Here is an 18,754-nt window from a genome sequence, read left to right on the forward strand (position 1 = left end):
ATGGATCGTCGCCAGTTCCTCGCATCGGGCGGCGTTGCCGCGCTTGCCACCAGTTTCCTCCCCTCTTCCGCGTTCGCGCAAGGCAGCAGCGACACCGCGCTCAACGCCGACTTCGAGCGGATCTTCCAGGCCAGCGTGGCACGGTCGCCCGAGCTCGCGACCTCGCTGGGGCTCGACAAGGGACCGCTCGCGCGCCTGAAGAGCCAGTTGTCGCCGCGCACGCCCGACCGGCGCGCACGTGACGTCGCCGAGACCAAGTCGGCGCTGGCGACGCTCGCCCGCTACGACGGCGCCGGCCTGTCGCCGGCGGCCAGGCTGAACCTCGAAGTGGTGCGCTATTCGCTGACCACGCAGATCGCCGCGCCCGAGAAGTTCGGCATGGACAGCCCGATCCGCCCCTATCGGATCTTTCAGCAGGGCGGCGCCTATTTCCAGGTCCCCGACTTTCTCAACACCGCGCACACGATCGCCGCGACGCCCGATGCCGAAGCGTATCTGGCGCGGCTCGACCAGTTCGGCACCGTGCTCGACCAGGAAAGCGCGATGCAGCAGGCCGAGGCGGCGCGCGGCCTGCTCGCGCCGGGCTGGTCGCTCGACCTGACGCTCGGCCAGATGCGCAAGCTGCGCAGCCAGCCGGCGGCGACGTCGAGCATCGTCCAGTCGCTCGTCAAGCGTGCCGCCGCCAAGGGCCTCACCGGCGACTGGCAGGCGCGCGCGACGGCGATCGTCGACCAGAAGGTCTATCCCGCGCTCGATCGCCAGATCGCGCTGATGGAGCAGCTGAAGCCGACCACCAGGCCCGGCGACGGCATCTGGCGCGTGCCGAACGGCGACGCGATCTATGCGATGGCGCTGAACCAGGCGACGACCACGACGATGAGCCCCGACGAGGTCCATCGCATCGGCCTGGCGCAGGTCGCCGAGATCACCGGGCAGCTCGACACGATCCTCAAGTCGCAGGGCTATACGACCGGCACCGTCGGCGAGCGGCTCGCCAAGCTGAACGTCATGCCCGATCAGCTCTATGCGAACACCGCAGCGGGCCGGACCGAATTGATCGGCGGGCTGAACGACGGCATCAAGGCGATGTACGCCAAGCTGCCCCAGGCCTTTTCGCAAGTTCCGACGCAGCCGCTCGAGATTCGTGCGGTGCCGGTCGAGATCGAGGACGGTGCGGCCAACGGCTATTACAACCGAGCCTCGCTCGATGGCAGCCGCCCGGCGATCTACTTCGTCAATCTGAAGGACGTCGGCGACTGGCCGAAATACACGCTGCCGTCGCTGACCTATCACGAGGGCGTGCCCGGGCATCACCTGCAGATCAGCCTGGCACAGGAATCGAAGGACATTCCGACGCTGCGCAAGATCGGCTTCTTCTCGGCCTATTCCGAAGGCTGGGCGCTGTATGCGGAGCAGCTCGCCGACGAACTGGGCGCCTATGCGTCGCCGCTCGAACGCGCAGGCTATCTCCAGTCCTTCCTGTTCCGCGCGACCCGGCTGGTGGTCGACACCGGCATCCATGCCAAGCGGTGGAGCCGCGAGAAGGCGACCGACTATATGGTCGCGACGACCGGCTTCGCACGGCCGCGGACGCAGCGTGAGGTGGAGCGCTATTGCACGCAGGCCGGGCAGGCCTGCAGCTACAAGGTCGGCCACATGGCGTGGACGCGCGCACGGGTGAAGGCGAAGGCCGCACTCGGCGACCGGTTCGACCTCAAGCAGTTCCACGACATCCTCAAGGAAGGCGCGATGCCGCTCACGATCCTCGAACGCCGCGTGGACGAGCGGATCGCCGCGTTGAAGACGCGGGGGTAATCTCGCCGATCCTCCCCCGCCAGGGGGAGGTGGCACCGAAGGTGACGGAGGGGGAGGACACGGAACGCCCGTCGCCCTTTCCTCTCCCCCCGTCTGGCAAGCACCAGCCACCTCCCCCTGGCGGGGGCGGATGCGTGGGTTACTTGCCCGTGCGATTCAGCGTCTGGGGCGCGACCTGCACCTTTACCGTCTGCACGACATCCGCCGCCGACGTAGCCAGCATCACGCTGTACTCGCCGCCTGCGATACGCCACCCGCCGCTCGCCACGTCGAACGTCGCGAGCAGGCGCGGGTCGATCGTGACCGACAGCGTCTGCTCCGTGCCCGGTGCGAGATCGACCTTGCGGAACGCGCCCAGTCGCTTCGGCGCTTCCCAACCCGCGCCCGATACATAGACCTGCGCGACCGCCTTGCCTTGCAGCGCGCCGGTGTTCTTCACCGTGAACGCGGCCTTGATCCCCTTCCCCTCCGCCGCGGCGGTCAGCCCGCTCATCGCGAAACTGGTGTAGGAAAGCCCGTAGCCGAACGGGAACAGCGGCTTGGCGCCGGTCTTGTCGAACCATTTATAGCCGACCGCCGCACCCTCGATGTCGTAATTGCCCATCGGGTGCGAATCGCGGTCGAGCTTGGGATCGCCCTCCAGCACCGGCCGCGGCGTCTGCGCGAGCGATGCGGGGAAGGTAGCGGGCAGATGACCCGACGGATTGACCTCGCCGGTCAGCACGCGCGCGATCGCCTCGCCGCCTGCCGTGCCCGGATACCACGCCTCCAGCACCGCGCCGACCTTGCCCAGCCACGGCATGACCACCGGGCCGCCGGTTTCGAGGACCACGACGGTCCTCTTGTTGGCGCGCGCGACTGCATCGATCAGCGCGTTCTGGCCATCGGGCAGGTTGAGATCGGGCACGTCGATCGACTCGCCGGTCCATTGCTCGCCGAACACGACGACGACGTCTGCCTTGCGCGCAGCGGCCGCCGCCGCCTTCACGTCCTTGCCGTCGAGATAGGTCACGGTCGCGCCGGTCCGCGCCTGCAACGCCTTCATCGGCGAGGAGGCGTGATAGGTCTTGGGGCCGGGGAAACCGCTCGGGAAGGCGTCGGGCACGACCAGCCCGTTGGTCGGTGCGTTGTGCGAATAGACCTGGCTCGAGCCGCCACCCGACAGCACGCCGACATCGGCATGTGCGCCGATCAGCAGGATCGACTTGGCGGTCTTGGCGATCGGCAACAGCCCGGCGGTGGCCTTGAGCAGGACGATGCCCTCCTCCGCGTCCGCGCGCGTGACGGCGGCGTGCGCGCTATAGTCGATCTTGGTCGCCTGGTCGCCGGTCACGACGGTGTCGAACGCGCCGACCGAGACCATGCCCCACAGCACGCGCCGTGCCATGTCGGTCGCGCGCGCCTCGCTGACATGGCCGTTGTTGACCGCCTCGCGCAGTGCATCGGCGAAGTAGGCGGAGCGATCGAACGCCCAGCCCGATTGCTGGTCCAGCCCGGCATTGGCCGCCTCGCTGGTCGAATGCGTCGCGCCCCAATCGGACATGACATAGCCCTTGAAGCCCCAGTCGCGCTTCAGGACTGTATTGAGCAGCCAGTCGTTCTCGCACGCATAATGGCCGTTCACGCGGTTGTACGAACACATTACCGATCCAGGCTGGCCGACCTCGTTGGCGATCTCGAATGCGAGCAGGTCGGACTGACGCGCGGCCTGTTCGCCGATCTTGTGATCAATGTTGTTGCGGTTCGTCTCCTGCCCGTTGAACGCGTAATGCTTCATCGTCGAGACGACGTGCTGCGACTGGATCCCCTTGATCTCATGCCCGGTGATGATTCCGGCCAGCAATGGATCCTCGCCGCCATATTCGAAATTGCGACCGTTTCGTGTCTCACGCGTAAGATTCATCCCGCCCGCGAGCTGCACGTTGAAGCCCGACAGGAACGCCTCCCGGCCGATCATCGCGCCGCCTGCCTGTGCGAGCTCGGGGTTCCAGGTCGCCGCGGTCGCGATGCCCGACGGCAGCGAGGTGCGCAGGCGCGGCGTCGGTCCGCGCTGGCTGGCGACGCCGACGCCGGCATCGGTCTGCCACTGGTTGGGGATGCCGAGCCGCGGGATGCCGGGCACGATCCCCGCGGAGGCGGGCAGCCCGTCCTTGGGATAGACCCAGTTCTTGATCGGCGTCTTCAGCCAGTCGGCGTTGGTCGCGAAGTAACCGAAGGTCAGCTGCAGCTTCTCGTCGAGCGTCATCGCCTGCAACAGCAACTCGACGCGGGCGTCCGCGCCGAGTGCAGTATTCATCCACGGCCGCGCCTTCGGCACCTCGGTCCGCGCGGCCGCTGCACCGGGCGCGTTGTTGGTCGTCTGCGCGGCGGCGGGCGATACGGCCACGACACCCATCGCGACCGATCCCGCAAGGAGATGGGCGAGAATGGCCTTGGGGCGAGATGCGATCATGAAACTCTCTCTTCTGGACTGACGTGTACGCGGGATACGGTCTGCCGCGCCCGTCGCCTAGTGTTGTCGTCTTGTCCCGGCCGACACAACGACCTGCAAAGTCATCGATCCGGGATATCTTCTTTGATCTAAAGCAATTGCGCGACCGTTTTCGACAATGCGCGGGACAATCCATGTACGATTTTACAAAATTTACAGCATAATTGCTAAACCAGCGGTTGAACCCAGTCCTGCAAATCGTTACGGCGCCCGGATTAAATGGAGTTGATCATGGCCGAAGATACCACAGACCTGAGCGCCGTCGAACTTGCGACCGAGCTGACGATTGCTTGGTTGGGAAATCCCAATACGCGGAGTTCGGCCGAAGACGTTCCTGCCTTTTTGGGCAAGATGCATGACACGGTCGCCGCGCTGTTGGGCGCTACCACGGAAGCACCGCCGGTCGAAGCAGCGACCGAATACACGCCTGCCGTTTCGGCGCGAAAGTCGCTGGCGTCGAAGGATCACATCATCTCGATGATCGACGGCAAGTCGTACAAGACCTTGCGCCGTCACCTGGCGACGCACGGCATGACGCCTGCCGAGTATCGCGAACGCTATGGCCTGAAGCCCGACTACCCGATGGTCGCCGAGAATTATTCGGAGAGCCGCCGCGCGATGGCCAAGAAGATCGGCCTGGGTCGCAAGCCCGGCGCACGCGCGACCGACGCGGCGCCAGCGCCCGCACCGACCCCGCGCAAGCGCAAGACGGATACCGCCGCCGCCGAATAAGCGCGCGCGTATCGGCTACGAAAAAGGGCCCGGCGCTGCGACGCGCCGGGCCCTTTTTCATGGTCGCATCAGTGAGGCTTATTTGCCGAAGAGTCCGCGGCGGTAGAGCAAGGTGATCGCCACACGCCGGTTTCGCGGATCTTCGGGATTCTTGACGATCAGCGGCTCGCGGTCCGCGACGCCTTCGATGCGTTCGAAGCGCGCTTCGGGCGTCCCCCCCGACAGCAGCCGGCGGCGAGTCGCCTCCGCGCGCCCCGACGACAGCATCCAGTTGTTCATCGCGCGCGGATCGCCGTAGGGCACGCTGTCGGTGTGGCCGCGGATCATGATCGGGTTCTGCATCCCCTTGATCGTCGTCGCGATCATGCCGATCAGGTCGGCTGCCTGCGTGTCGAGCGCGGTGGTGCCGAGCGCGAACATCGAATAATCCGCATCGTCGACGAGATCGATCCGCATCCCCTCGAGCGTGGGCACGAAACGGACATGGCTGGCGAGCCGCGACAGGTTTGCCGACGCGGTGATCTGGCGCAGCACGCGCTTGCGCATTGCCTCGAAGTTCTTGCGATCCTCCTCGGCGAGCGCTTGGCGGTTCCGCAGCGAGCCCTTGTCGCCGGTCCCGGTCGCCGGACCGCCCTGCCCCGCATCGGGGATGGCGATCTGCGGCAGGTTCGCCTGCCCCGAGCGCGGCCCGATCCTGCTCTTGTCGAGGATCGATTCGCCGCCGAACAGCCCGCCCCCGCCAATGCCCAGCGACCGCGTGTTGAGGATCGTCGGCGCGAAATAGTCGGCGATGCCCTTGCGCTGCTTCTCGGTCGTCGCACCGACGATCCAAAGCAGCAGGAAGAACGCCATCATCGCGGTGACGAAATCGGCATAGGCGACCTTCCAGGCGCCGCCATGATGGCCGCCATGCCCCTCGATATAGATCTTCTTGACGATGATCTTGGGCGGCTGGTTGGTGCCGTGCGGTGCGCGCGCCATGCTATCTGCCGCCCGCGCTACTTGCCACGCAGCCCGTCAAAGACTTCGGCGAAGCCCGGCTGGTTCTTGTGCGCGATGCCCGAGCGTGCAGCCTCGATCACCAGCGGCTGCGGGTGGCCGTGGAGCGAGGCGATGATGATCTGCTTGACGACATCGTAGATCGACGCGTCGGCATCGAGCACTTGCTTCAGCCGGTTCGCGAGCGGCGCGACGATGCCGTAAGCGAGCAGCACGCCCATGAACGTGCCGACCAGCGCCGAGCCGATCATCGCGCCCAGGATCGAGGGCGGCTTGTCGATCGACCCCATCGTCTTCACTACGCCGAGCACCGCCGCGACGATGCCGAGCGCGGGCAGCGCGTCGGCGAGGCTGGCGAGCGTGCCGTGCGCAGCCTCCTCCTCGTGATGATGCGTCTTGATCGAGTGATCCATGACTTCCTCGACCGCGTGGACGTCGAGCGTACCCGACGACACCACGACGAGGCGCAGCGTGTCGGCGATCAGGTTGACCAGCGCCTTGTCCTTGAGCAGCTTCGGATATTCGGCGAACACCGCGGAGGATTGCGGATCCTCGACATGCGGCTCGAGCGCGATCGGACCGTCCGTCCGCAGCATCTTCATAAGCTTGCTGACGAGGAAGATGACGTCGAGATAATCCTGCTTCTTGTATTTCGGGCCCTTGAAGACCTTGCCGAGGCCGGCGCCGAGCCCTTTGAGTTCCTTGCCAGAATTGCCGATGATCAGCGCGCCCGCAGCGGCGCCGCCGATGATCAGCATTTCGTGCGGGATCGCCTCCAGGACGGGACCGAGCGCGCCGCCGGTGAACGCGAACCCACCGAACACCATGACGAGAAGGACGACGATGCCGATGACCGGAAACATGGTGCTGGAAAATCCCTCTGGGCCGACGACGGTAGGTGTGTAGCCAGAGAATTAACCGGATTTCGTAGCCAACCCGTTACCACGGCGTGGCGCACGGCAAAAAAACTCTGCGGATCAGGGCCTCAGCGCAGGTAATCGAACAGCGACAGGGCAGACAGCTTCGTGAAGCTCGCCTGCGTGGCGGACAGGATCGTCATCGTCTTCTGCAACTCGATCACCGTGTTCGTGATATCGGTATCCTCGAGCCCCGACCGGGTCGCCTCGCGGTCCGTGCCGACATCCTTGAGCCGCGACGTCTCGAGATCGACTCGCGCCGCGCGTGCACCGAGCGACGCCTGGACGCTCGTCACCTGATCCGATGCCGCCTTCACGTCGGCGAGCGACGTATCGAGCGACCCCGGCTTGAAATCGTCCGACTGCAACGCGGTCGCGATCGCCGACAGCATCGCGAGCGTGTTGGTGCCCCCCTCGATGCTGCCATCCGCCTTGGTCTTGCCGCCGACCGTCAGGATCCGCGCCGCGGTCTCGTTCGCCTGAACGCTCTGGCCATCGCCGATCGGGATTCCCGAGACCGGCTTGGCGGCCAGCGCGAAGCTGCCGTCGGTCGCGACCGCGGCGGCGCCGTCGCCGCCACCGAACAACGCCTGTCCGCGCGCGTCCTTGGCATTGGCGATCGCCGTCAACGACGAGACGATCCCCGCAATCTGTTCGCCGATCGCCTTGCGGTCGGCCGCGTTGAGCGTGCCGCTCTTGGCCTGCGTCACCAGCGTCGTCACGGTCTGCAGCTGATCGGTCATCGCGGTGAGGCTGGTATCGCCCTGCTGCAGCACCGATTCCGCGGTGCCGAGATTGGCGGTGTACGTCTTGTCGTTCGCGGTATCGCGCGCGAGCCCCTGCAACCGCTGATACGCCACACTGTCGTCCGACGGCGCGGTAAACCGCTTGGTGCTCGAGATCTGCGTCTGGAGCAACTCGGCCTTGCTGCCGAGCGAGGCCAGCTTGCTCGCGCTGCGATCATAGAAGAGGCTGGTGGCGATCTGCATGGGCGTTACCGTAGATCGAGGATGGTCTGGAGCGTATCGCGTGCGGTCTGGATGACCCGGCTCGACGCCTGATAGGCCTGCTGGAACCGCAGCAGATCGACCGCTTCGCTATCGAGATCGACACCCGACGCGGCCGCCAGCGCACTGACAGCACCGTCGCGGATCGCGCTCTGCGCATCGGCGACGGTTTTGCGCTGCTCCAGTGCGGCGGCGTTCCCGGCGATCAGATTGGTCGTGCGAGTCTCGAACGCGCCACTGCCGCGGACGGCCTGCAACGCCGACAGGTTCGACGAATCGCGGACCCCGCCCGTCGCGCCCGCCGCGGCGATGCCGCGCGGATCGGTCAGCGCGACCGAGATGTCGGTCGCCGTTTCCCCGGTCGCGAACAGCGCGGTCCCGGCCTTGCCGTCGAGATCCCGCCCCTGCATCTGTACCGCGTTGACCTGCGCGGTGAAATCGCTGGCGATCGTGTTCAGCCCTGCGCGCGCCGACGCGATGCGCTGCGCACCGTCGGCGAACCCCGCGAGCGTGCCACCCGATGGCGAGAGCACCGATGCCTCGCCGCCGCGCGTCACCGCAAACTGCACCGCGCCGTCGTCGTTGCGCGCGAACGAGACCTGCCCGCTGTCCGTGCCGACGACGAAAACCGCCCCCGACGCGCCACCAAGACGCACGGTCGCGCGCCCGAGATCATCGAACGCGGTATTGACGTCGGTGAGCGTGCTCATCTGTTCGAGCACCTGGTCGCGCTGGTCTGCCAGCTGCGCCGCGCTCGACGAACCAGGCTGCGCGCGCGCGAGGCCGTCGTTGATCTTGGCAAGCGTGGTGCCGAGCGCGTTGAGCGACTGGGCACCTTGCGACGCCGACGCATCAAGCTCGCTTGCGGCGGCATCGAGCGCCTTGCCCGTCGCGGTGAAGGCCGCCGCGGCGGTGCTCGCGGTTTCGAGCATGGCGGCCCGCGCCGGGACGGAGGTCGGGTCGGCGGACAGCGCCTGCGCCGCGCCGAAGAAACTGGTCAGCCGGTCGCCCAGCTTGTTGTCGCCGAGCGATGATTCGATCCGGCTCATCCAGGTGACGCTGGTCTCGGTCTTGGCCAGATCGGTGCCGGCGCTGCGCACCGCCTGCGCGCGATAGGCGTCCGCGCTCCGTGCAATCCCACTGACCGCGACGCCGCTGCCGGTCGATACGCTCCGCGCGCTGACCCCGCCACTGATCGAACCGACCTCGCCAAGCGTGGTCGTCCGCCGGGTATAGCCCGCGGTACCAGTGTTCGCGATGTTCTCCGACACCGTGGACAACGCGGTCTGATACGCGCGGACGCCCGACGCGCCGATCGAGAGGAGATCGCTCATGGCGACGGGTCTGTCGCCGCCGGGTTAATATCCGATTGAGATTTGCTGAGAAAATCGGTCATCGCCTTGCCGATACCGAGCGGCGTGTGCTCGGCCATCGACTTGGCGACCAGCCCGTCCTGCATATCGGTGAAGGTGTCGATCGCCTTCGAATCGAACAGCGGGTCGGCGAGTTTGGCCTGGCGCATGCTTTTCAGCATCATGCCGGTGAAGACCGCCTCGAACTGCTTGCCCGCCTTGTCGAGATTGTCCTTCGACTTGAGCCGGCTCGTATCGGTCGAGATTCCCGTCGTGGCTGCGGGTGCCGAGATCGGGCTCACAGGACGATCAGCTCGGCCTTGAGCGCGCCGGCTTCCTTCAGCGCCTCGAGGATCGCGACCAGGTCGGCGGGCGAGGCGCCGATCGCGTTGACCGCCTTGACGATGTCGGCGAGCTTGGGGCCGGGTGCGAGCAGGAACATCGGGCGACGCTCCTCCTCGACTGCGACCGCGCTGTTGGGCGTGACGACGGTCTGGCCGCCGCTGAACGGAGCCGGCTGGCTGACCTGCGGCTTCTCATCGATCCGCACGGTCATCTTGCCGTGCGTGATCGCCGCGGGGCCGACACGGACTGCCGAGTTGATGACGACGGTGCCGGTGCGCGCGTTGACGATGACTTTGGCGGAGGGCTCGGCGGAGACGACGTCGAGATTCTCGATCGTCGACATCAGCGTCGCGCGGACGTCGGCACCGATCGGTGCGCGCACCGCGACGGAGACTGCGTCGATCGCCTGCGCACTGCCGAAGCCCAATTTCGAATTAATCGCACCCGCGACGTTCTGCGCGGTCGTGAAGTCGGCGCGCGCGAGGTTGAAGGTGAGCGTCGGCGCGCTGTCGAACCCGGTGGCGACCGCGCGCTCGACGGTGGCGCCTTCGGGAATGCGTCCGGTCGAAGGGACGTTGACGACGATCTTGGAGCCATCCGCGCCTTCGGCACCAAGCCCGCCGACCGCCAGATTGCCCTGCGCCATCGCGTAGATCTGGTTGTCTGCCCCCAGCAGCGGAGTCATGATCAGGCTGCCGCCACGCAGCGACTTGGCCTTGCCCATCGATGCGACGGTGATGTCGAGCCGCTGGCCGGGCTTGGCGAAGGGCGGCAGTTCGGCGGTGATCATCACGACCGCCGCGTTCTTCATGCCGGGGTTCGCGGCCGCGGGCAGCTGCAGGCCGAAGCGCGACGCGACCGCTTTGAGCGACTGGACGGTATATTCGAGATTGTCGTCACCGGTGCCGGGCAGGCCGACGACGATGCCGTAGCCGGTCAGCTGGTTCGACCGGATCCCCTGGAACCCGCCCAGATCCTTGATCCGGTCGGCAGACGCCGGCGCGGCGATCAGCAGCGATGCGAGAAGGGCGAGCAGGAAGCGCATGGTCACGGCCTTAGAACGGGCTGACGACGGAGAAGAAGCGGCTGAGCCACCCCTGGCGGCCGGCGCGGGCGACGTCGCCCTTGCCGGTGTACGAGATCTGCGCATCGGCCACGCGAGTCGACAGCACGCGGTTGTCGCGGTCGACATCGGCGGTGCGGACCAGCCCCTTGATCTTCAGGAACTCGTCGCCGCGGTTGAGCGTCACGCGCTTCTGCCCCTGCACGAGCATCGTGCCGTTGGGATAGACCGCGGCGACCGTCACGCTGACTTCGCCCGACAGAGAGTTCGCCTGGTCGGCGGCGCCGGTGCCGTTGAAGGTGCGGCCGCCGCTGAGCGTCGCATCGGTCTTGCTGAACAGGTTGAGCGCGCCGGTGGTCGGCGGCGTGATGCTGCCCGACCCATTGCTGTCGAGCTTCGAGCCCGACGACTTCGACGCGGCGGTCCGCTCGACCAGCACGATCGTCAGCGGATCGCCGACTTTGCGTGCACGCCAGCCTTCGTAGAGCGCCGCATAGCCGTCCTGCGCCTGGAAGATCGAGCCCGTTGCGACGACTGGCACCGGCTGGATCGGCAAGGGCCGCGCCACCGAGAAATCCTCGGCCGGTGTCTTCTTGCCGAAGATGCTCGCGTCGGCCGGCGACGGGGTGAGCCCGGCGGCGACGAGCGCACCGGCGACGGTGGCCAGCGCGATCTCGATCCAGTGATCGCCGATCCGCGACAGGCCGACGCGCAAGGAAGTGGATGCCTCAGATGCCATGGTGCAGATCAGACGTTCTGGTTGATGTATTTGAGCATGTCGTCAGTCGCCGAGATCATCTTCGAATTGACCTCATAGGCGCGCTGCGTCTCGATCATGTCGACGAGTTCCTCGACGACGTTGACGTTCGACGCCTCGAGCATGCCCTGCTTGATGTTGCCGCGGCCGTCCTGGCCTGCGACGCCGACATTAGCCGCGCCGCTCGCCGCGGTCTCGACGAGGTAATTGTCGCCGGTCGCCTGGAGCCCTGCGCCGTTAGGGAAGTTCGCGACCTGGATCTGGCCGATCTGCGACGCCTCGGTCTGGCCGGGGATAGTCGCGGACACGGTACCGTCGGAGCCGATCGTGATCGCGGTCGTGCCCTCGGGCACGGTGATGCCGGGCTGTACTTGATAGCCTTCGCTGGTGACCAACAGGCCTTCGGCCGAGCGCGAGAAATTACCCGCACGCGTATAGCCGAGCGTGCCGCCGGGCATCTGCACCTGGAAATAGCCGTCGCCGTCGAGCGCGAGATCGAGGCTGTTGCCCGTCGTCTGCATCGCGCCCTGCGTATCGATCCGCGCGGTGCCCTGGATCTTCACGCCGGTGCCGAGGTTGAGCCCGGTCGCGTATTTGGTCTCGGACGTGCTCTGCGCGCCCGGCGTCGTGACGGTCTGGTAGGCCAGCGTCTCGAACGCCGCACGGTCCTTCTTGAAGCCCGTGGTGTTCACGTTGGCGAGGTTGTTCGAGATGACTCGCATGCGCATGTCCTGGGCGTCGAGCCCGGTGCGCGCGATATGCATGGCGGCGGATGACATCGTTCCGTTCCTTCTAGCTCGGCAGGCGCATCAGCGATGCACCGCTTTCATCCATGTCCTTGGCGGATTTCATCATGTTCGCCTGGACTTCGTAGCTGCGCTGGTTCTCGATCATGTCGACCAGCGCCTGGGTCATGTTGACGTTCGATCCCTCGATCGCGCCGCCCTGCACCTTGGCGTCGAGATCCTCGGGCAGAGTCCCCCCACCGCGGACGCGGAGCAGGTTGTCGAGCCCCTTGACCGTGTCCGATCCCTTGGTGTCGGCCAGCTTCAGCTTGTCGATCACCTGCGGGTTCTGCGCGTCGCCGCCCTGCGGGATGATCGAGATCGTCCCGTCGCCGGCGATCGTCAGCGACTGGTAGGGCGGCAAGGTGATCGGCCCCCCCGAGCCGATCACCGGATGCCCGTCGCCGGTCTGGAGCACGCCCGACGGTGCGACCTCCAGGTCGCCGCGGCGGGTATAGGCCTCCGACCCGTCCGACGCCTGCACCGCGAGCCACGCGGTCGTGCCGGTGATCGCGACGTCGAGCGGACGCCCGGTCAGCTGGATCGCGCCGGGTGCGCGATCGGCATCCGTCACCTCTTCGCCGGTCGGCGCGCGCGCCTCGATCGTGGTGCCGTCGCCCTTCAGGTTCAGCCGGTCGAACACCACGCGATCGGCGCGGAACCCGGTCGTCGACGCGTTCGCCATGTTGTTGGCGATCGCCGCCTGCGCCGCCATGTGCGCGCGCAGGCCCGTCGCCGCGGTGTAGACCAGCTTGTCCATTCAGGTTCCCCCCGCCTTGCTGTCGATCAGCTGCGGATGTTGAAGATGGTCTGCGAAATCTGGCTCGCGGTATCGAGCGCCTTCGAGTTCGCCTGGAAGTTGCGCTGTGCCGCGATCAGGCTGACCAGCTCCTCGGTGATGTCGACGTTGGACCGCTCGATCATCCCCGATGTGAGGTTGCCGAGGCCCTTCTGCCCCGCGGATCCCGCGACCGGGACGCCCGAGACGCCGGTCGACGCCCAGCCGCTGTCGCCGATCTGGCGCAGACCCGACGGGTTCGAGAAGTTGACGAGCGCCACCTGGCCCAGCGCCCGGACGTCGCCGTTCGAGAAGCTCGCCTTGACGACGCCCGCATCGTCGACGGTCACGCCCTGCAACTGGCCGACCGCAAGGCCGTCCTGCGTCTGCTTGGCGACCTTGAACGGCGCGGAGGTCTGCGTGCTCGCGGTCAGATCAAGGCTGATCGCCTGCGCGGACCCGCCCGCCGTGGTGATCGAGTCGAACGTGGTCTTGGTCGTCGGGCCGGTCAGCGCACCTTTGCTGTCGAACTGCAGCTTCACATTGTCGCTGCCACCCGCACCGGCACCCACGGTCATCTTCTGCTCGCCGACATAGCTGTAGACCGACCAGGTGGCGGTCAGATCGGCGGCGGCGCCCGCGGTGGTCGGGGTCGGCGCGGTGTCGCGCACATAATAGCTCGTCATCGTCATCGGGTTGCCCTCGGCATCGAAGACGGACGTGGTCGTCGCCTGATTGTAGGACGACACGTCGAAGCGATCGAACGGCGTCTTGGCCGGCACCGCGGTCTGCGCGTTCAGGTTGACGCCGAGCGTGACGTCCTGTGTCGCCTTGACGGTGCCGCTGGTCGCGGGCAGCGTGAGGTTCTTCAGCGAGCCCATGCTCGCCTGGACGAGGTTGCCCGAGCCGTCGACCGGATAGACCTGGAGGAAGTTGCCGTTCGCATCGGTCACGTTGTTGTTCGCGTCGACCAGGAACGAGCCGTTGCGCGTGTAGTTGACCGTCGCCGAGCTGGGATCGGGCTTGACCGCGAAGAAGCCGTCACCCGACACTGCTAGATCGAGCGCGTTCGCCGACTGGAGCAGGTTGCCCTGGCCGAACTGCTGGCGATTGCCCTTGACCATGACGCCCGACCCGATCTGCTGCGACGGGGCGACCGTGACGCTCGACGCGATCACGTCGGCGAAATCGGTGCGGCTCTTCTTGAAACCGTTGGTCGAGACGTTCGCTAGATTGTGCGAGATCGTCGCCATTTCGGACTGCGATGCCTGGAGACCGGAAAGCGAAGTGTAGAAGGACATGGGTTAAACTCCTTGAAATCGAGGGGTGCGATCAGCCGATCTGGCGGACTGCGCTGACCGGCACTTCGCCGATCCCGGGAAGGGTGAGGATGGCGGACCCGGTGGTGGTCGAGACCGACTGGACGGGCGCCCAGACCAGGCTGGCGGCGGCGACCGAGGCGCCGCCATTCTGCGCGTCGATGCTGACCTTGAACGGGCCGGTGCCGGCGTCGGCCCCGGTGCTGTCCTTGCCGTCCCAATCGTAACCGACGGTCCCCTTGGCGTGCGCGCCGAGCTGCATCGTCTTGATCGCCACGCCGTTCGCATCGCTGATCGTGACGTTGACGCTGGTCACCGCGCTGGGGAGTTCGACCGATCCCGCAATCCCGCCGGTGTTGCGCCCATAAGCGGTCGATCCTTCGGTCAGCACGGTCTTGCCGACATAGGCCATCGCGTCGCTCGCGCTGGTCGCGCCCAGCTTGTCGGAGATCGACTTCATCGTCGTGTTCATCTCGGAGATGCCGGCGAGGCTGGAGAACTGCGCCATCTGCGCAACCATCTGCGTGTTGTCGACCGGGTTGAACGGATCCTGGTTCTGCATCTGCGCAGTCATCAGCTTCAGGAAATCATTCTGGTTCAGCGACGACGAATTCGACGTGGTGGTCGTGGTGGCCGCCGACGTCGTGGTGCGCTTGATGCCGAGACTGTTCAGCGTGGAATCGAAGGAGGTTGCCATGATCAGCGGCCTAGCTTGAGGGTATCGATGATGAGCGACTTCGCGGTGTTCATCACTTCGATGTTGTTCTGGTAGCTGCGCGCGGTCTCCATCATGTCGACCATCTCGCGGGTTTCATCGACCGCCGCCTCGAAGATGTTGCCATCCTTGTCGGCCATCGGATTGTCGGGATCGTAGCGCTTGGTCGGCGCATCGCCCGCGGTGACGACCCGCTCGACATCGACCGTCGACATGCCGCTGGCCGCGTCGAAGCTGGTGCGGAACACCGGCTTCATCGTCTTGTACGCGGTCTCCGCCGAGCCGGTGGTCCCGCCGGCATTGGCGAGGTTCGACGCGGTGGTGTTCATCCGGACGAGCTGCGCGGACATCGCGCGCCCTGCCACCTGGAAGATCGTCATGGGCTGATTGGACATCTTATTCCCCCTTCAGCGCGCGCGTGATCTGGCCGATCCGCCCGTTCAGGAACGACAAGGTCGTCTGATACTGGACGGCGTTCTCGGCAAACGCAGTCTGCTCCTGGCTCAGCTCGACGGTGTTGCCATCCATCGAGGTCTGAGTCGGCACGCGGTATTTGGTGGCGGCGCCGGTGCCGCCGTCATACTCGACCGATGCGAGCGCCGACTGGAAATCGATGTCGCGGGCCTTGAAGCCGGGCGTCGACGCGTTGGCGATGTTCGACGCCAGCACACCCATGCGCTGCGAGCGCACCTCGAGTGCTGCCCCATGAACTCCGAAAAGCGTGTCGCCTGACACAAGCCCGTCTCCTGGCGCACCATTGCGCAACCGATCATAAGCAATGGGCGTGCCAGTTTCCCCGGCGAGGGCGCAGGATGGCGATTTGCCGGGCGGCGGCAGGTGGGCGGCAAGCCGGGCGGCAACGGATTGCCGGTGCGGCAGGGGTGGGCGGCAAGGGGGTTGCCGCTTGGTGGGTTCAGGGTCGCAGACGGAACTGCGGGCCCTCGCCACCACGATGTTTCCCCGAGAAGGCGGGGACCGCTGGTTACGTCCACTACCCCGGCGAAGGCCGGGGTCCAATTGGGGAACGTTGCTGACGGAGGATGCGCTTCGTTACTGCGACCTTCCCAATTGGGCCCCGGCCTTCGCCGGGGTGGTGCTGATAAGACAGGCTAGTGCCTTCAGCGGCTGGCGCCGCACGATCTGGCCCATCCCTTGCATCACCCCACGCACATGATCACGCTCGCCCAACTGCTCGACCCCGCAGCGCTCGCCATCGTCGGCGGCGGTACCGCGCTCGCCATCGTCCTGCGCACCCCGTTTCGCGATCTGGGCCACGCGCTCGCCGCGGTGACTACGCTCGGCCGCGGCCGGTTCGACGCGGAGCCACTGCTCCAGCAGATCACCGCGCTGGCGCGCATCGCCAAGCGGCACGGCGTGATGGCGCTCGATCGCTCGGTTATCGCCGACGCCGATGTCGCCGCGGGGATCGCCGCGATCGTCGATGGCGCCTCGGCAACCGATGTCGCGACGCTCGTCCAGCACCGGCGTCGCGCGCGGATCGAGCGCCACGTCGCCGCCGCCGATGTATGGGCGGGGGCGGCCGAAGTCGCGCCGGCGATGGGCATGGTCGGCACGCTGATCGGCCTTGCGCAGATGTTCGCGACGATGAGCGATCCCGGCGCGATCGGCGGCGCGATGGCGGTGGCGTTGCTCGCCACGCTGTACGGCGCGCTGTTCGCAAACCTGCTCTTCATGCCGATCGCCAACCGGCTGCGCGCGCAAGGCCGCAACGAGGCGTTCGAACGCGCGCGGATCGAAGCGCCGCTCGTGGCACTCGCCGAACGCGAGACGCCGCGCGGCTATGTCGCCCCTACGCTGGCCCCGACCTTGGCAACGGTCGCATGACCGCCAGCGACTATCCCGACACGCCGACCGGCAAGCCGCTCTGGCTGATCACGCTTGCCGACCTCGCCTTGCTGCTGGTCGGCTTCCTCGTGCTGCTCCAGGCGAGCCAGCATATCGGCGGCAAGGATCTCGCCAAGGCTATCCGCCAGGGCTTTGGCGCGAACGATGCCGAGCCTGCGCCGATGCCCGTCGCCGCCGCCGGGATCCTGGATTTCGCACCCGGCTCGGCGATCCTGCCGACCACGCCCAGTGCGCTGGTCGCCTGGGCGCGCGAGGCCGCCCGCGATCCGCGCGTGATGCTGACCGTCACCGGATCAACCGACGGAACCCCCGTCGATATCGACCGCGCCACCGGCAGTCCCGCGATCCTGGCCGCGGACCGCGCGCGCACCGTCGCCGCAGCGCTGGCCGCGGTCGCGCCGTCGCGCGTCGCGATCGTCACCGCCACCAAACCCGGCCGCCGTGCCGCGATCGTCTCCGTCGCCTTTGTCGGCGAACCCGAAAAGGGCCAGATCCAGAGGATTCCGCAATGATCATCCCGTTCCTGCTCATCGCCGCCAGCTTCCAGGATACCGCCGCGCTCGACCGTTCGGTGGCCGCCTTTACCGGTCGCCCGACGGGTGCCGAAGGCGGTGCGCGGACGCCGGTCGACGCGCGGTTGCGGCTCGCGACGTGTTCGACGGTGTCGCTGTCCTGGCGCACCGAACAGCATGACGCGGTCGTCGTTTCGTGCGCGGGGCCGGCGTGGCGGATCTTCGTGCCCGTGATCCGGCCGGCCAACGCCCCCGCGGCGATCGCACCCGCGTTCGCCCCCGTCGCCAAGGTGGCGCCGGTCATCAAGCGCGGCGATCCGATCGTGATCGAGGCGGGAACCGAGGGCTTTTCGATCAGCCGCGAGGGCGTCGCGATGGGCGATGCCGCACCTGGCGGCCGGTTCATGGTCAAGGTCGACGACACGCGGACACCGGTCCAGGCGATCGCCGTGGAGGCGGGTCGCGCGACCCTGCCCGGCTGGTCCAACTAAAATCTGCCAAACAGATTAATTTTGCTAAAGCTTTTCGCGATGCGGCCGTTTCTCCTGATGTCAGCGCAAACCAGAGGATGCGGACATGGTGGACTCAATCGGTGCGAAGCCGTCAGTAGCAGGAGATCGCTCCGTCGCGCGTATCGCCGCCGCGACGCCGACGACGGCCGTGCAGACGCCCGTACAGCCGCAAGCGACACCCGCGTCGAGCCAGCCTTCGGTCCTGTCGGACTCGCTGGCGCTGGCGAAGACGATGGCATCGGCGCCCCCGGTCAACGAATCGCGCGTCGCCGAGATCAAGAAGGCGATCGCCAGCAACACCTTTCCGATCCTTCCCGCGACCATCGCCGACCGGCTGATGGCGCTCAAGCTCTCGTGGAAATCCAATGAAACGGCGTGATGCCCTGATCCGCGTGATCGACGCGCTCCATGCCGAGATCGCCGCGCTGAAATCGAACGACGTCGCCAGCCTCGAGCGCGCGACCGCCGACAAGCTCGCCGGGATCGAACAGGTCGCGTTGCTGGGCACCGGCCCCGCAGGCCCCGACATCCGCGAGCTCGCGGACGAGGCGAACCGGCTCAACGAGACGTGCCGCATCTATACCAACCTGATGGCGGCAAATGTTCGCCGCCGCCTGCAAACGCTGACCGGCGACGGTGCCGTTGCCGGTTATCGGCCGGGGTTGAGGGCGGCGTACGCGTAAGCCACACGTTCGACCTCCGTCATCCTGACAAAAGTCAGGACCCAGAGTAACAGAGCACCGTCCTTCACGGCCCTGGGTCCTGATTTTCATCAGGATGACGACATTC

21 protein-coding genes are annotated in these 18,754 nt (G+C 66.7%); 7 read left to right on the forward strand and 14 right to left on the reverse strand.

The window, feature by feature from the left end; all coding sequences use genetic code 11:
- On the forward strand, window positions 1-1,815 hold the full coding sequence (locus ASE79_RS04755; protein ID WP_056412352.1) for a DUF885 domain-containing protein: 1,815 nt from the start codon (window positions 1-3) through the stop codon (window positions 1,813-1,815).
- Between the two features lie 139 nt (window positions 1,816-1,954).
- Here the strand turns inward: ASE79_RS04755 and ASE79_RS04760 are convergent, their stop codons facing one another.
- Window positions 1,955-4,267: a glycoside hydrolase family 3 C-terminal domain-containing protein gene (locus ASE79_RS04760; RefSeq protein ID WP_056412355.1), complete on the reverse strand. Its 2,313-nt coding sequence runs from the start codon at window positions 4,265-4,267 to the stop codon at window positions 1,955-1,957.
- 270 nt (window positions 4,268-4,537) lie between these two features.
- Here ASE79_RS04760 and ASE79_RS04765 point away from each other — a divergent pair, with 270 nt between their 5' ends.
- Window positions 4,538-5,038, forward strand: coding sequence for a MucR family transcriptional regulator (locus ASE79_RS04765; protein ID WP_056413410.1), 501 nt, complete (start codon window positions 4,538-4,540; stop codon window positions 5,036-5,038).
- Between the two features lie 78 nt (window positions 5,039-5,116).
- On the opposite strand, the gene ASE79_RS04770 is transcribed toward ASE79_RS04765, so the two are convergent.
- The 13 genes from ASE79_RS04770 to ASE79_RS04830 all read right to left on the reverse strand — a co-directional run bounded on the left by ASE79_RS04770 (window position 5,117) and on the right by ASE79_RS04830 (window position 15,810).
- Window positions 5,117-6,019: a flagellar motor protein MotB gene (locus tag ASE79_RS04770; protein WP_056412358.1), complete on the reverse strand. Its 903-nt coding sequence runs from the start codon at window positions 6,017-6,019 to the stop codon at window positions 5,117-5,119.
- 17 nt (window positions 6,020-6,036) lie between these two features.
- A complete protein-coding gene (motA, locus tag ASE79_RS04775; protein ID WP_056412361.1) occupies window positions 6,037-6,900 on the reverse strand; it encodes a flagellar motor stator protein MotA in 864 nt (287 codons plus the stop codon).
- A 122-nt stretch (window positions 6,901-7,022) separates the two neighbouring features.
- Entirely contained in the window at window positions 7,023-7,943 is a 921-nt protein-coding gene (locus ASE79_RS04780) for a flagellin (RefSeq protein ID WP_056412364.1), read from the reverse strand.
- 5 nt (window positions 7,944-7,948) lie between these two features.
- Window positions 7,949-9,295, reverse strand: coding sequence for a flagellar hook-associated protein FlgK (gene flgK, locus ASE79_RS04785; protein WP_056412367.1), 1,347 nt, complete (start codon window positions 9,293-9,295; stop codon window positions 7,949-7,951).
- A complete protein-coding gene (locus tag ASE79_RS20705) occupies window positions 9,292-9,615 on the reverse strand; it encodes a rod-binding protein (protein WP_056412370.1) in 324 nt (107 codons plus the stop codon). Before ASE79_RS20705 ends, flgK begins: the two co-directional genes overlap by 4 nt.
- Window positions 9,612-10,703, reverse strand: coding sequence for a flagellar basal body P-ring protein FlgI (locus tag ASE79_RS04795; protein ID WP_056412373.1), 1,092 nt, complete (start codon window positions 10,701-10,703; stop codon window positions 9,612-9,614). Before ASE79_RS04795 ends, ASE79_RS20705 begins: the two co-directional genes overlap by 4 nt.
- Before the next feature lie 10 nt (window positions 10,704-10,713).
- Entirely contained in the window at window positions 10,714-11,460 is a 747-nt protein-coding gene (locus ASE79_RS04800; protein WP_056412376.1) for a flagellar basal body L-ring protein FlgH, read from the reverse strand.
- An 8-nt stretch (window positions 11,461-11,468) separates the two neighbouring features.
- On the reverse strand, window positions 11,469-12,257 hold the full coding sequence (gene flgG / locus ASE79_RS04805) for a flagellar basal-body rod protein FlgG (RefSeq protein ID WP_056412379.1): 789 nt from the start codon (window positions 12,255-12,257) through the stop codon (window positions 11,469-11,471).
- Between the two features lie 13 nt (window positions 12,258-12,270).
- On the reverse strand, window positions 12,271-13,023 hold the full coding sequence (flgF, locus tag ASE79_RS04810) for a flagellar basal-body rod protein FlgF (protein WP_056412381.1): 753 nt from the start codon (window positions 13,021-13,023) through the stop codon (window positions 12,271-12,273).
- A 26-nt stretch (window positions 13,024-13,049) separates the two neighbouring features.
- On the reverse strand, window positions 13,050-14,342 hold the full coding sequence (locus tag ASE79_RS04815) for a flagellar hook protein FlgE (protein WP_056412382.1): 1,293 nt from the start codon (window positions 14,340-14,342) through the stop codon (window positions 13,050-13,052).
- Between the two features lie 31 nt (window positions 14,343-14,373).
- Entirely contained in the window at window positions 14,374-15,057 is a 684-nt protein-coding gene (locus ASE79_RS04820; protein WP_056412385.1) for a flagellar hook assembly protein FlgD, read from the reverse strand.
- 2 nt (window positions 15,058-15,059) lie between these two features.
- Complete coding sequence (flgC, locus tag ASE79_RS04825) at window positions 15,060-15,470, reverse strand: flagellar basal body rod protein FlgC (protein ID WP_056412388.1); 411 nt, start codon at window positions 15,468-15,470, stop codon at window positions 15,060-15,062.
- Window position 15,471: 1 nt separating this feature from the next.
- Window positions 15,472-15,810, reverse strand: a complete 339-nt coding sequence (locus ASE79_RS04830) for a flagellar basal body rod protein FlgB (RefSeq protein WP_082445055.1) — start codon at window positions 15,808-15,810, stop codon at window positions 15,472-15,474.
- A gap of 435 nt (window positions 15,811-16,245) precedes the next feature.
- Between ASE79_RS04830 and ASE79_RS04835 the strand changes: the two genes are divergently transcribed.
- The 5 genes from ASE79_RS04835 to ASE79_RS04855 all read left to right on the forward strand — a co-directional run bounded on the left by ASE79_RS04835 (window position 16,246) and on the right by ASE79_RS04855 (window position 18,648).
- A complete protein-coding gene (locus tag ASE79_RS04835) occupies window positions 16,246-16,920 on the forward strand; it encodes a motility protein A (RefSeq protein WP_082445056.1) in 675 nt (224 codons plus the stop codon).
- Window positions 16,917-17,453 carry a hypothetical protein gene (locus ASE79_RS04840; protein WP_056412393.1) on the forward strand — a complete coding sequence of 179 codons (537 nt, stop codon included), beginning with the start codon at window positions 16,917-16,919 and terminating at the stop codon, window positions 17,451-17,453. Before ASE79_RS04835 ends, ASE79_RS04840 begins: the two co-directional genes overlap by 4 nt.
- On the forward strand, window positions 17,450-17,944 hold the full coding sequence (locus ASE79_RS04845) for a flagella basal body P-ring formation protein FlgA (RefSeq protein ID WP_056412395.1): 495 nt from the start codon (window positions 17,450-17,452) through the stop codon (window positions 17,942-17,944). Before ASE79_RS04840 ends, ASE79_RS04845 begins: the two co-directional genes overlap by 4 nt.
- Before the next feature lie 85 nt (window positions 17,945-18,029).
- Window positions 18,030-18,344: a flagellar biosynthesis anti-sigma factor FlgM gene (gene flgM, locus ASE79_RS04850; RefSeq protein WP_056412397.1), complete on the forward strand. Its 315-nt coding sequence runs from the start codon at window positions 18,030-18,032 to the stop codon at window positions 18,342-18,344.
- Window positions 18,331-18,648, forward strand: coding sequence for a hypothetical protein (locus ASE79_RS04855; protein ID WP_056412401.1), 318 nt, complete (start codon window positions 18,331-18,333; stop codon window positions 18,646-18,648). The genes flgM and ASE79_RS04855 overlap by 14 nt, the downstream gene beginning before the upstream one ends.
- Window positions 18,649-18,754 lie beyond the last annotated feature (106 nt).

The organism is Sphingomonas sp. Leaf28, from assembly GCF_001421685.1.
Lineage (GTDB): Bacteria > Pseudomonadota > Alphaproteobacteria > Sphingomonadales > Sphingomonadaceae > Sphingomonas > Sphingomonas aurantiaca.

Coding starts and splice junctions, on each gene's coding strand:
- ASE79_RS04755 (WP_056412352.1), top strand. CDS start 1: ATGGATCGTCGCCAGTTCCTCGCATCGGGCGGCGTTGCCGCGCTTGCC.
- ASE79_RS04760 (WP_056412355.1), bottom strand. CDS start 4,267: ATGATCGCATCTCGCCCCAAGGCCATTCTCGCCCATCTCCTTGCGGGA.
- ASE79_RS04765 (WP_056413410.1), top strand. CDS start 4,538: ATGGCCGAAGATACCACAGACCTGAGCGCCGTCGAACTTGCGACCGAG.
- ASE79_RS04770 (WP_056412358.1), bottom strand. CDS start 6,019: ATGGCGCGCGCACCGCACGGCACCAACCAGCCGCCCAAGATCATCGTC.
- motA (WP_056412361.1), bottom strand. CDS start 6,900: ATGTTTCCGGTCATCGGCATCGTCGTCCTTCTCGTCATGGTGTTCGGT.
- ASE79_RS04780 (WP_056412364.1), bottom strand. CDS start 7,943: ATGCAGATCGCCACCAGCCTCTTCTATGATCGCAGCGCGAGCAAGCTG.
- flgK (WP_056412367.1), bottom strand. CDS start 9,295: ATGAGCGATCTCCTCTCGATCGGCGCGTCGGGCGTCCGCGCGTATCAG.
- ASE79_RS04795 (WP_056412373.1), bottom strand. CDS start 10,703: ATGCGCTTCCTGCTCGCCCTTCTCGCATCGCTGCTGATCGCCGCGCCG.
- ASE79_RS04800 (WP_056412376.1), bottom strand. CDS start 11,460: ATGGCATCTGAGGCATCCACTTCCTTGCGCGTCGGCCTGTCGCGGATC.
- flgG (WP_056412379.1), bottom strand. CDS start 12,257: ATGTCATCCGCCGCCATGCATATCGCGCGCACCGGGCTCGACGCCCAG.
- flgF (WP_056412381.1), bottom strand. CDS start 13,023: ATGGACAAGCTGGTCTACACCGCGGCGACGGGCCTGCGCGCGCACATG.
- ASE79_RS04815 (WP_056412382.1), bottom strand. CDS start 14,342: ATGTCCTTCTACACTTCGCTTTCCGGTCTCCAGGCATCGCAGTCCGAA.
- ASE79_RS04820 (WP_056412385.1), bottom strand. CDS start 15,057: ATGGCAACCTCCTTCGATTCCACGCTGAACAGTCTCGGCATCAAGCGC.
- flgC (WP_056412388.1), bottom strand. CDS start 15,470: ATGTCCAATCAGCCCATGACGATCTTCCAGGTGGCAGGGCGCGCGATG.
- ASE79_RS04835 (WP_082445056.1), top strand. CDS start 16,246: ATGATCACGCTCGCCCAACTGCTCGACCCCGCAGCGCTCGCCATCGTC.
- ASE79_RS04840 (WP_056412393.1), top strand. CDS start 16,917: ATGACCGCCAGCGACTATCCCGACACGCCGACCGGCAAGCCGCTCTGG.
- ASE79_RS04845 (WP_056412395.1), top strand. CDS start 17,450: ATGATCATCCCGTTCCTGCTCATCGCCGCCAGCTTCCAGGATACCGCC.
- flgM (WP_056412397.1), top strand. CDS start 18,030: ATGGTGGACTCAATCGGTGCGAAGCCGTCAGTAGCAGGAGATCGCTCC.
- ASE79_RS04855 (WP_056412401.1), top strand. CDS start 18,331: ATGAAACGGCGTGATGCCCTGATCCGCGTGATCGACGCGCTCCATGCC.